13 protein-coding genes and 1 riboswitch are annotated in these 12142 nt (G+C 30.2%); of the genes, 10 read left to right on the top strand and 3 right to left on the bottom strand.

Features of this window, described 5'->3' with window-relative positions; genetic code table 11:
- Positions 1-97 precede the first annotated feature (97 nt).
- From GQS57_RS13185 to GQS57_RS13170, 4 genes are all read left to right on the top strand, one after another.
- On the top strand, positions 98-493 hold the full coding sequence (locus GQS57_RS13185) for a thioesterase family protein (protein WP_165733326.1): 396 nt from the start codon (positions 98-100) through the stop codon (positions 491-493).
- Positions 494-633: 140 nt separating this feature from the next.
- A complete protein-coding gene (locus GQS57_RS13180; protein ID WP_165733325.1) occupies positions 634-1755 on the top strand; it encodes a DEAD/DEAH box helicase in 1122 nt (373 codons plus the stop codon).
- Positions 1756-1827: 72 nt separating this feature from the next.
- The gene (locus tag GQS57_RS13175; RefSeq protein ID WP_165733324.1) at positions 1828-2451 is read left to right on the top strand and encodes a trimeric intracellular cation channel family protein; all 624 of its coding nucleotides are present in this window, start codon (positions 1828-1830) and stop codon (positions 2449-2451) included.
- A 3-nt stretch (positions 2452-2454) separates the two neighbouring features.
- Positions 2455-2919, top strand: a complete 465-nt coding sequence (locus GQS57_RS13170) for a MaoC family dehydratase (RefSeq protein WP_165733323.1) — start codon at positions 2455-2457, stop codon at positions 2917-2919.
- 14 nt (positions 2920-2933) lie between these two features.
- Here the strand turns inward: GQS57_RS13170 and GQS57_RS13165 are convergent, their stop codons facing one another.
- Positions 2934-3368 carry a hypothetical protein gene (locus tag GQS57_RS13165; protein WP_165733322.1) on the bottom strand — a complete coding sequence of 145 codons (435 nt, stop codon included), beginning with the start codon at positions 3366-3368 and terminating at the stop codon, positions 2934-2936.
- Between the two features lie 122 nt (positions 3369-3490).
- Entirely contained in the window at positions 3491-4519 is a 1029-nt protein-coding gene (locus GQS57_RS13160) for a hypothetical protein (RefSeq protein WP_165733321.1), read from the bottom strand.
- A 276-nt stretch (positions 4520-4795) separates the two neighbouring features.
- Between GQS57_RS13160 and GQS57_RS13155 the strand changes: the two genes are divergently transcribed.
- From GQS57_RS13155 to GQS57_RS13145, 3 genes are all read left to right on the top strand, one after another.
- Positions 4796-5248, top strand: a complete 453-nt coding sequence (locus GQS57_RS13155) for a cold-shock protein (RefSeq protein ID WP_165733320.1) — start codon at positions 4796-4798, stop codon at positions 5246-5248.
- 86 nt (positions 5249-5334) lie between these two features.
- Positions 5335-6150 carry a helix-turn-helix transcriptional regulator gene (locus tag GQS57_RS13150; RefSeq protein ID WP_165733319.1) on the top strand — a complete coding sequence of 272 codons (816 nt, stop codon included), beginning with the start codon at positions 5335-5337 and terminating at the stop codon, positions 6148-6150.
- 184 nt (positions 6151-6334) lie between these two features.
- Positions 6335-8848 carry an outer membrane beta-barrel protein gene (locus GQS57_RS13145; protein ID WP_165733318.1) on the top strand — a complete coding sequence of 838 codons (2514 nt, stop codon included), beginning with the start codon at positions 6335-6337 and terminating at the stop codon, positions 8846-8848.
- A 196-nt stretch (positions 8849-9044) separates the two neighbouring features.
- On the opposite strand, the gene aroB is transcribed toward GQS57_RS13145, so the two are convergent.
- Positions 9045-10103 carry a 3-dehydroquinate synthase gene (gene aroB, locus GQS57_RS13140; protein WP_165733317.1) on the bottom strand — a complete coding sequence of 353 codons (1059 nt, stop codon included), beginning with the start codon at positions 10101-10103 and terminating at the stop codon, positions 9045-9047.
- Positions 10104-10191: 88 nt separating this feature from the next.
- Here aroB and GQS57_RS13135 point away from each other — a divergent pair, with 88 nt between their 5' ends.
- The 3 genes from GQS57_RS13135 to thiS all read left to right on the top strand — a co-directional run bounded on the left by GQS57_RS13135 (position 10192) and on the right by thiS (position 12094).
- Entirely contained in the window at positions 10192-11355 is a 1164-nt protein-coding gene (locus tag GQS57_RS13135) for a proline dehydrogenase family protein (RefSeq protein ID WP_165733316.1), read from the top strand.
- The gene (locus GQS57_RS13130; RefSeq protein WP_165733315.1) at positions 11355-11660 is read left to right on the top strand and encodes an LETM1 domain-containing protein; all 306 of its coding nucleotides are present in this window, start codon (positions 11355-11357) and stop codon (positions 11658-11660) included. Before GQS57_RS13135 ends, GQS57_RS13130 begins: the two co-directional genes overlap by 1 nt.
- Positions 11661-11747: 87 nt before the next feature.
- Positions 11748-11842, top strand: a riboswitch (TPP riboswitch).
- 48 nt (positions 11843-11890) lie between these two features.
- Positions 11891-12094, top strand: coding sequence for a sulfur carrier protein ThiS (gene thiS / locus GQS57_RS13125; RefSeq protein WP_165733314.1), 204 nt, complete (start codon positions 11891-11893; stop codon positions 12092-12094).
- The last annotated feature ends 48 nt before the right edge of the window (positions 12095-12142 follow it).

The raw sequence follows: 12142 nt of genomic DNA, 5'->3' as shown, positions 1-12142 counted from the left end.
GCAAATATCGATATAAAGAGCAAGTTTTGACTAAATCTAAGCTTCAATAATTGTTATATATATCTTAAAATTTTTATGTTTGCTAAAATTGATAAAAGTGGATAACGTTTTTACATTAACTATTACAGTTTCATCTGAAGATATAGACAATTTAGATCATGTTAATAATTTGGTCTATGTAAAATGGATGGATAAAATAGCAACTACTCATTGGAGTCATTTAACCAAAGAATACCCGCTACCACAGTATGTTTGGGTGGTAATGAGACATGAAATAGATTATTTAAAACAAGCTAGTTTAGGAGATGTTATTACTGTAAAAACTTGGGTAGGAGAAACAAGAGGGATTACTTCTGTCCGTTTTATGGAGTTTTATAAAGAGAAAGTGCTATTGGTAAAAGCCAAAACAATTTGGGCAATGTTAGATTCTAAAACCTTTAAACCTGCAAGAATAAGAGAGAATGTTTTAAAAGTATTACAACCGCCTAAGTGATTTTTACCTACCTTTTAATTATCTAATTTTTCTTTCTTATTTTAAAATTTTAACGATATTAATTATATACTTTTTTTAATTCACGCAAATTCGTGTAATTAGTGTCTATAAAGTATCTTTGCACAAAATTAAGATACAAAATGTCAACTTTTTCTTCCTTAGGAATTACCAAAGATTATATACAAGCAATTAAAGAATTAGGGATTTCTACGCCTTCAGAAATTCAAGAGAAAGCGATTCCTATTTTATTGGATTCGCCTACAGATTTTATTGGTTTAGCACAAACGGGTACAGGTAAAACGGCTGCTTTTGGTTTGCCTATTCTTCATCATATAGATGCAAGTTCAGATAATATACAAGCGTTAATTTTATCGCCAACCAGAGAGTTGGTGCAGCAAATAAAAAAGCAATTATTTAAATTCACGAAGTTTAGTGAAGAGAAAATATTTGTAGAAGCTGTTTTCGGTGGAGAAAAAATTGACAGACAAATGAATAATCTAAAGAGAACTACACATATTGTTGTAGCAACTCCTGGTAGATTAATCGATTTAATAGAAAGAGGAAACATTGATATTAGCCATGTAAAAACAGTTGTTTTAGATGAAGCTGATGAAATGTTAAGCATGGGATTTAAACAAGATTTAAATAGAATCTTAAAGTTTACAACCGAAGGTGATCGTAAAACGTGGTTGTTTTCTGCTACAATGCCAGAAGAAATTAAAAGGATTGTAAAAACCTACATGGACTCTAATGCGCCAAGAGTAGAGATTAACAGAAGCTCTTTGGTAAATGCAAATATTCGTCATCATTTTGCTAAAACTACTTTAAAAGAGAAAGCGGCAGATATTGTAACTTTCTTAGAAAAGAGACAAGACCAAAGAGGAATCATCTTTTGTAGAACAAAAGCAGGTGCGCAGAATTTAGCAGCCTTTTTAATTGAAGAAGGTTTTTCTACAGCAGCTTTAGAAGGAGATATGCAACAGAAAGAACGCGATAAAGTAATGCGTGCTTTTAAGAAAGAAAATTTACAATATTTAGTTTCTACAGATGTTTCTGCACGTGGAATTGATGTAAGTGGTTTAGAGTTTGTAATTCACCATCAATTACCAGAACAATTAGAATACTACACCCATAGAAGTGGGAGAACTGCAAGAGCAGGAAAAACAGGAGTTTCAATTGCTTTTATTTTACCTTCAGAAATCGTGAGAATTCACGAAATTCAGAAAGAATTAAATATTAAGTTTTCTGAAGTAACCGTATAACATTATCTAAACCGAGGCTTTTTTAGTAGAAAAACTTCGGTTTTAATACTAATCATTGTAAAGTTGATATAAATGGAACTCATTTATGTTTTAGATATTTTAGGAACTTTTGCTTTTGCAACCAGTGGTGCTTTAGTGGCTTCGGATAAAAAGTTTGATTTATTTGGAGTATTAATTATTGCTTTTGTAACGGCTGTAGGTGGCGGAATGCTACGTGATGTTTTAATAAATGCTCATCCTATAAATTGGATTGGAGATTTAAATTATTTATACACCATTTTTGCTGCTGTTTTTTTTACTTTTCTTTTTAAAAGTAAAATTGCCTACTTAAGTAAAACCATGTTTTTATTTGATACAATTGGTATTAGCGTGTTTACCTTATTAGGTTTAGAGAAAGGCTTGGCTTTTAATTTACACCCAATTGTTGCCTTAATTATGGGGATGATTTCTGCTGTTTTTGGAGGTGTTTTACGTGATGTATTAACTAATAAAATACCACTAATTTTTGAAAAAGAAATCTATGCTTCTGCTTGTTTAGCAGGCGGTATTACTTATCTAGTTTTAAATGAGTTTAGCGCTCCTCAGGCTGTTCTTTTTGTAGTTTCAACCATAGTTATTGTCTTGATTAGAGTAGTTTCTGTAAGGTTTGAGTTAGAATTACCTAAGATTAAAGATGATTTGTTTACAAAAAAGTAAGGAATGAAATCATTAGAATTTACAAATTTTGAAGATTTTATAAAGATAAAAGGACAGCAATTACCTGTTGGAGATTGGTATACTATTACCCAACAAATGATTGATGATTTTGCAAACGCTACTTTAGACAAACAATGGATTCATGTTGATGAAAAAAGGGCTGCCAAAGAGAGTCCTTTTAAAACAACTATTGCACATGGCTTTATGTCGGTTGCGATGATTTCTAAATTATTAGAAGATTCTTTTTCGATTAAAAGTATAAAAATGGGCTTAAATTACGGGTTGAATAAAGTCCGTTTTCCGAATCCGGTTCCTGTAAATAGTCAGTTAAGAATGCTTTCTGTTGTTAAAGAAATTGAAGAGATGGCTAACAACGGAATTAAAGTAACGTTTTCTTGCACTATAGAAATTAAAGGGCAAGAGAAACCTGCTTGTGTAGCTGAATTTCTTGCAGCTTTTTTTGAATAAAAATAAAAAGTCTCTTAAGTTAGAATACCATCGTCTGCACACTTTTTTGAAAACCAAAATAGAAATACAGCAAAAAGTGGAATTATTATTAGCATAGAATATTCCAGAACCCCATACAATTCTTTTCCTGGGTTGATGAATCCATTATAAGTTGTTTGTATTAAAACAGCAATTAAACCAATTAGGAAAAATGTTTTGGCTATTTTTTTTCTAAAGAATAATAAAATGCAACCTAATACTGATGAAAAAACAGCAATTGCAAAAGCTGCCATAACCCAAGAAGGTGTGTTGTAGATAAACGCTAATTGCTCTTGAGTGTACATTAATTTAAAACGCTGCGTTTGGTAGACTTGATTTAAATAACCATCTACCCCCATAGCATTCCAAATGAATCCAATAGTGGCTATAATCCAAAATGCAGTACTAGGCTTGTTCGGGTTTTTAGTCATAAATTTATTTTAAGGAAACAATTTCTTAAATGTACAAAAAAATAAACTTGTATTTTTTTGTAGCAAAAAAAAACCTTTCAAATTAATGAAAGGTTTTAAAATAAGAGATAGTATAATGATTATTACTCTTTATGTAAATAAACAGCAGAAGCTGATGTTAAACTTGAATTGTACACAGGAGTTAAGTTTCCTCCATTAGAAATATTATTATAAGCTAAAATTCTTCCACCACCATTACCAGCTTCCGCAATAAAAACAGTTTTTGTGTCACCATCATAAGCAACATCTACTGGGTTTCCCATTAAGGTATTAGAACCTGCAACTCTTGTTTGTTCTGTTAAGGCTAGAGTATTACCATTTGCAGTAGCACTAAATTTACTTGTAAAGTTTTCTATAATTTGAAAACCACCATCATCTTGTCCGTTAGAAGCTTCTCCAATATCTGTTAAAATCATGGTATCTGTAGCCATATCATATGTTAAACCATGTGTTCTAACAATACCTTCTATTGCTATCTGTTTTGTAGCACTTAATGAAGCAGTAGACGTGTTGCTTAAAAAATTAGAATAAACTGCTAGTTCATTTGTTGTGTCGGCAATAGCGTACAAATCGTTACCAATAAAGGTAATTCCCCAAAGTTTAATATTTGTTGTAATGGTATTTCTTAAGTTAAATTGATTTCCACTTTTAGTGTAGATAAATAATTTTCCGTCATTTGTTGCTGTATTTCCATCTGCATCTGCATTATCTGCAACAACATAAAAATTACCGTTTACAGCCAGTTCTCTCGGACTTGTCATATCTAAACTACCAGTAACATTAGCGGTTACATTTGCAGAAATAACAGAGGTTACCAATGAAACATCTGTATAACCCTCTAAGCCAAAAGTGCTTCTAGAAGCTTGCACTACTAAGTCGTCTTCACTATTATAATAGATACCATCTGCGGCACCGGTTGAAGTGGTTAATGTAGATTTGGTTACAGCGTTTGTATTGTTTACGTTGTAGATATTTACATTTCCATCAGAATTGTTAGATGTAAATAATAATTTAGCTTGCACTTGGGCTGTAGTATTATTCTCGCTATCAGAACAAGATGCTAATCCTAGTGTTGCTGCACATATTAATGTGAAAATTTTAATTGTCTTCATAATTTAATGTATTTTTAGTTTTCAATTATATATACGTAGCATAGTTGATGTTGGTTTTTAAAAAAGGTGTTTTTTTATAATATTTTAAGTGTTTATAAAATAAATGTTCTTAAACCTATAACTATTTTGAAAACTTTTAAATTTATCGTATCTTTGCAGACATAAGAAAAAATACACTCCTCTAAATACACTAGTTAGCGTTAGTTTGATTTCGAATTTCCAGTTAGGTATTTTATCTTTTCAGAAATATTAATTTAAAAAACTCTTATATTTTTAATGGCAAAATCGCAGCAAACCTTTAGTAAAAGTGAAAAAGAAAAAAAACGTTTAAAAAAACGTTTAGATAAGCAAAAGAAAATGGACGCTAGAAAAGCGGACAAAGATGAAAATGGATCAACAGGTATCCAATTTGCGTACGTGGATCATAATGGGAATTTAACAGATACTCCACCAGATCCAGAATTGAAAGTAGAATATGAATTGGAAGATATTCAGATTTCTGTAACCAAAAAAGAAGATTTACCAGAAGAAGATCCTGTTAGAAAAGGAAAAGTTTCTTTCTTTGATACATCAAAAGGTTTTGGTTTTATTATAGATTTAGAAAATAACGAAAAATATTTTACGCACGTAAGTGGTTTAATAGATGAAATTGCAGAAAACGATAAAGTTTCTTTCGAATTAGAGAGAGGAATGCGTGGTATGAATGCAGTTAAGGTTAAAAAAGTTTAAGGCTTTACTAACTTTATAAAAAATGAATCCTTCTGAAAAGAAGGATTTTTTTTTGTCGTATTTTTACAATCGAAAAAAATATGTTGATGACGGACAAAATTGATACTTATAATAAAATATCTGAATACAATGACATTAAAATAGAAGAGTTTGATGTTAATAAGCGTTACACCAAACCACATAAACATAATAAATATTTAGAAATTGTCTATTTTATTAAGGGAACTGGTTTTCATCATGTAGATTTAAAGAGTTACAAAATAAAACCATCTACTGCTTTTGTAATTAAAAGAGATGAAGTCCATCATTGGGAAATTACTACCAAACCAAAAGGGTATGTAATCATTATTAAAGAAGATTTTTTACAAAAAACGCTAGATAAATTTATCAATAATCAGCTTTTAAAAATTCAACATACTTCAAAAATAAAAATATCTAAAAAAGATATTTCTTTAAAAGCGTTGTTTAAATCACTGACTTATGAGAAAAAACAAGAAGCAGTAAATAGGGAGGCGGTAGAAGGTGGCTTAAAAGCTTTATTTTCTAAGTTGGTAAACTATGCACCGATAGAAAAAGTAGGGCGTACCGATTTAGTGGTATTGTTTACGAATGTTTTATCTAGTACATTAAAAAATAACGTTAATTTTTATGCTGAGTATTTAAACACAACACCTCAAAACTTAAATGCAATTTGTAGAAAAGAGTATGATAAATCTGCATCAGATATTATTGCAGATCATATTATTAAAGAAGTTAAAAGACGTTTAATTTATACAAACGAGGCAATTAGTGATATTGCTTATGGTTTAGATTTTAAAGACGCATCTCATTTTTCAAAATATTTTAAACGTTATACTAACGAAACTCCCAAAAAATATAGGTTACAAAATAAACCCAATTAGACCTTGAAATTTTCAAATAGACCATTTTAAAACGATATTGTAAGGTATTTTTGTCAGAAATTAATAGAGACTTTATGGTTGTTTTCTTGTTGATATAAAACAACACTATCAAGCTTTTATTATTTTTGTTTAACCACTTAATTTTATAATTTAATCAAATTCTAACTTAGTAAACCGTATTTCAATGAATTTAAAAAAATGTGCATTTTTATTACTGACTCTTATCATTAGTCAGATTGCAACCGCTCAATTAACTGGTAAAATTATAGATGCAGAAGATAGTTATCCGCTAGAATATGCAACCGTAGCTTTGTATCAAACAAATAATAAAACATTGGTAAACGGTGTTATTACGGATAACAAAGGTCAATTTTCTATAGCAAATATAAAACCAGGAAATTACTATTTAGAAGCTTCTTTTATAGGTTATAAAGTAAATACAATTGCATCTTTTGTTCTGAATAATAGAAATGAGAAAAAAGATATTGGAACTATTAAATTAATTTTAGGTTCTGGAAATGAGTTGAATGAAGTTGTTGTAAGATCAGAAAGTAGCGCTGTTGAGCATAAAATAGACAGACAAGTTTTTGATACCAAAAAATACCAAAGTTCCGTTGGTGGAAATGCTGTAGATGTTGTTAAGAACTTACCTTCTATTACAGTAGATGGTTTGGGAGATATTAGTGTTAGAGGTAGTAAAGGTTTTACAGTTTTAATCAATGGAAAACCAACGCAAGGAGATGCAAGCACTATTTTGGCGCAACTACCTGCGAACGCTTTAGAAAGTGTAGAATTAATTACTGCGCCTTCTGCAAAATATGACCCTGAAGGAAAAGGTGGAATTTTAAATATTATCACTAAGAAAGGAGCAATTAACGGCACGTTTGCTCAGGTAAATGTTCGTGGCGGCTTTCCGTCTATAGAAGAATATGATACAAAAGAACCAGCGCAACGATACGGCATTGATGCAACTGTAAATAAAAGAACAGATAATTGGAATATTTCTGTGGGAGCAAGTTACCAACGAAATGATAAGACGGGGAGAAGAGAAGGAGATATGTTTATTATAAATACTCCAGAAAATAAAACTACTTTTTTACCTTCTGATGGAGAGCGTAGTTTTGATGAAGTTACCTATAATGGTCGTTTTAATATAGATTATACACCAAATAAAAAAGACACTTATTCCGTTGGACTTTTTGCAGGAAAACGAACTAAAGAACGTTTGGCAGATATTGTTTATTATGATAATCATGCTATTTCTCCTATTGGAGGAAACACGCGCGATTATACGTTTTCATATTACAATCATAATTTAAGAATTAGAAAAGGAGATTTTGCTTTAGGTAGTTTTGATTATACTCATAAGTTTGATGATGATTCAAAAATATCTACTTCAATACTTTATGAATATACTTTTTTAGGAGGTCCAACAGAGAATGATAATTTAGGGAACCCTGATAATAGTATTGTATACCAACAAGAATACAATACCAACGACAATCCATTATACGGAACCCGTTTTAATTTAGATTATCAATGGAAACCTTTTTCTTTTGGAACTTTAGAAACAGGGTATCAATTTAGAGATTTAGATCATACAGGAAAGTTTGAGTATGAAAGAGATGGTGTTTTAGTACCAGAGTTTTCTAGTGATGTTAGCTTAAAAAGAACCATTCATTCTGGTTATGCGCAGGTAACAGGAGCAAAAAGTAAATGGGAATATGCAGCCGGAGTTCGTTTAGAATCTATGGATAGAGTGTATAAAGAGGCTTTACAGAGTGAGGCAACAGAAAATGTATATAACTACGATTTTGTAAAGTTGTTTCCTTCTGCATCTTTACAGTATAAAATTAATGATAAAACGAATATTAAAACAGCTTATAGTAAAAGAGTAGAAAGAACAACTACTTTTAAAATGAATAGTTTTGCAGAACGTGAGCATTCAGAAGTTTTTGAGCAAGGTGATAATACGTTGGAACCAGAATTTATAGATTTAGTAGAATTAGGAATTACTAAAAAATTAAAAGGAGGAAACTCATTGTATGCAACAACGTATTTTAGACATGTAGAGAATGTTATTAATCGTGTAAATACGTTAGCTTATGAGCAAAGTGGTGCAATTATAGACAGTGTAATTAATAGAGTGTATTCTAACGTAGGGAAAAGTAATGCTATTGGTTTAGAGATTGGAGCAACAATAAAACCAACTGCTAACTGGACCAATTCTATTGGTGCCAATGTATATAATTATGCTATTGATGGTATTTTAAACTTTAAACACAGAGATGGTATTGATAGAAGTTATGATATAGATTCTAAATCAACTATTTATTCTTTTAACTTAAATTCTACCTATAGTTTTTGGGAAAATGCATCAGTACAATTCACTTTTAATTATTTGTCTGATAGAAATACGGCAATGGGAGAAGATTCTCGTTTTTACTCTCCAAACTTAACGTTCAGAAAAAAGTTTATGGATGATAAACTAACGGCTACTCTACAATGGCAAAATATAGATATGGGCTTGTTAAAGACCAATGAACAGCGTATAACAACCTCAGGAGCTAATTTTTATACTACTACTAACTATAAGTATGAAGTAGATATGGTTTCTTTAAACTTATCTTATACTTTTAATGCTGCTAATAATAAATCGAAGTTTATTGATAGTGAATTTGGTAAGAAAGAGTTTTAGAAAATCACTCTAATAAAAAAAAATCCCATCAGGTTTTAATGCTTGATGGGATTTTTTTTGATAAATTATTAAAGAAATATATAAAATATAGTTTGCTTTATTTTATATATAAAAAAGACCTTTCAATTTTTTAAGTTGAAAGGTCTTTTTAATATCTTGATTCTTGTTTCTAAAAGCGAAGCAATCGCTAATAGTCTTATTTATTATAAAACTCCATACTCTCCACAATCAATTCTTCAGGAACTTTACAGTCTATTTTGTAATCTTGATAATCGTTTAATAAAACAAAATTTACTTGTCCGTTTACGTTTTTCTTATCGTGTTTAAGCAATTCCATTATAGCAGAAAAATCTTCTTTTAAAAGATTGGTTTTATTATAAATTGATAAAACTACTTCTTTTACTTCATTTACTTTTTCAGTTGGGAAACCTAATAATTTAGAAGACATATAGCACTCACAAGCCATTCCAATAGCAATTGCTTCTCCGTGAGTAAGGTTTTCTTTGTCTTTAGATTCTAAGTAAAAAGACTCAATTGCATGTCCTAAAGTATGACCAAAATTTAAAATTTTTCGTAAGCTTTGTTCTTTAGGGTCTTGTAAAACAACTTCGTTTTTTATCTCTATAGATCGATGTATTAAATCACTTATAACTAATTCTTTATTGTCTTTTATTTCATTAAATAATTTAAGGTCGTAAGTAATACCATATTTAAGTATTTCTGCAGTTCCAGATTTAATTTCTCTGTCTGTAACGGTCGTTAAATACTCAGTGTCTACAATTACCATTTCTGGATTTGCAAACAATCCAATCTGATTTTTTAGTACACCTAAATCCACTCCGGTTTTTCCTCCAACAGAAGCATCAACCATAGATAATAGGGTAGTAGGAATATTTACAAAGTCAATTCCGCGCTTGAAACACGAAGCAACAAAACCACCTAAATCAGTAATAACACCACCACCTAAAGTAATAATTAAACTTTTTCTATCTCCACCTAGCTCTGTAATAACATTCCAAACCCCAACACAAGTTTCTAGGTTTTTATTGATTTCTCCAGACTCAATTTCTATTACTTCAATACGTTTGTCTGTTTCTAAATTAGGTATAAATTTAGGATAACAATGTTCCATTGTATTCTCATCAACCAAAATAAAGAGCGTAGAATAATTATTCGTTGTAATTAAATTAGAAAGCTCTTTGTAGGCTTTGTATTGAAAATGAACAGGATATGTTACTGCTTTAATAGATTTCATAGGTAAATTATTAAGTGTGCAAATTAAAAATAAATTATTCAATTATTGCCATTCAAATACTATATTTGTTTTACTAAATCGATATAGTATGAATATTTTTGACAATACTGAAATTGCCTTTTCTTTAAAAACAGATTCTCAATTAGAAAGAGCTTATTTTTTGTTTAGAATGATACAGAACGAGCCGATGGTTAGAATTGGTAGTGCTGTAACAAATTTTGCATTAAAGGTACATTTACCTGTAGAAGGCTTAATACGTTCTACTGTTTTCGATCATTTTTGTGGAGGCGTAACGGAAGAAGATTGCATGCCGATTATAGACAATATGTATAATAACGGAAATGTGCATAGTGTGTTAGATTATTCTGTTGAAGGGCAAGACCAAGAAGTTAGTTTTGATGGCGCTTTAGAGAAAATATTAAAAATCATTAATTTCTGTGAAGAAAAACAGTCCATTCCGTATGCGGTTTTTAAACCATCGGGTTTTGGTCGTTTTGAATTGTATCAAAAAATATCCGAAGAAAAAACCTTAACTAAAAAAGAAGAAGAAGAATGGAATAGAGTAGAAGCTCGTTTTCATAAAGTTTGTAAAGTTGCCATTCAGAAAGACGTTCCCTTATTAATAGATGCAGAAGAAAGCTGGATGCAAAAAGCTGCAGATGAATTAATAGAAGATTTAATGGAAATCTATAATAAAGAAAAAGCCATTGTATTTAATACATTACAGATGTATAAACACGACAGAATGGACTATCTAAAAACATTGCACGCAAAAGCAAAAGAAAAAGGTTTTTATATTGGGATGAAAGTTGTTCGTGGTGCTTATATGGAAAAAGAACGTGAAAGAGCCGAAGAAAAAGGCTATGCTTCTCCAATATGTGCAGACAAACAAGCTACAGATATCAATTATGATACTGCTATTAATTACATGGTGGAACAGCCTAAAATGGCTTTATTTGCAGGGACTCATAATGAAGATAGCTCTTATTTATTAATGGATTTAGCAAAAAAACATAACATTAAAGAAAATGATAACCGCTTATGGTTTGGGCAACTATTTGGCATGAGTGATCATATTAGCTATAATTTAGCCAACCAAGGTTATAATGTGGCAAAATACTTGCCTTTTGGACCTGTTAGAGACGTTATGCCTTACTTGATAAGAAGAGCAGAAGAAAACACTTCTGTAGCCGGACAAACAAGCAGAGAGTTAAATCTGTTAAAAACAGAAAGAAAGAGAAGAAAATTATAATGACCAGCATTGAAGAAATAAAATTATTAATTTATAGAAATAAGTTAAGGCTTGCTCAAGAATTAAGGCAAAGTAAAGAAGCTGTTTTCTTAATTAAAAAAGCTACACATTCTAATTTAACACCTGTAGAAAAGGAAAAAATTAAAATTCAGTTATTAGATATTTGTAAGGCAATACCTGCTTTGGCTGTGTTTTTACTTCCTGGAGGTGCTTTGTTATTACCACTTTTAATCAAATTAATTCCAGATATTTTACCATCTGCATTTAAAGATGATTTGCCTAATGATAAAACAGAATCTTCCTAACCTGTTGTTATCTAGTTGATTATTTGATAATTGTAATTAAAAGGACTTAAAATTTAATTATCAAGAAATAATACAATACATTTGTAGAGTAAACTTTAGGAGTAGCTATTAAATTAGTTTGAGAAAAATCCTTAGAACCTGATTTGGTTAATACCAACGTAGGAAAAAGTTGCTTAGATTTAGTTATCCATAACTAGCTCTCTTTGGTTTACAGTAAATATTTATAAAATATGATTACTATAAAAGTAAACCAAGAAAATCATCAATTTTCAGAAAATTTAGCGGTTACAGAATTAATTCGTCTTTTAGAAATAAAAACGAACGGAATTGCTGTTGCTATAAATGGCAGCGTCGTTAAAAAAAGCGATTGGTCTTTGCGGTTACTTCAAAATAGTGATGAAGTTTTAATTATTAAATCCACCCAAGGAGGTTAGTAATTAGACTATTAAAAAACAAACTATTTAATTGATCTAACTAAAATT

This window comes from Polaribacter sp. 20A6, from assembly GCF_011378915.1.
GTDB lineage: Bacteria > Bacteroidota > Bacteroidia > Flavobacteriales > Flavobacteriaceae > Polaribacter > Polaribacter sejongensis.
Note: the sequence above shows the minus strand (reverse complement) of the source record. Positions and strands in the feature narration are given on the sequence as shown.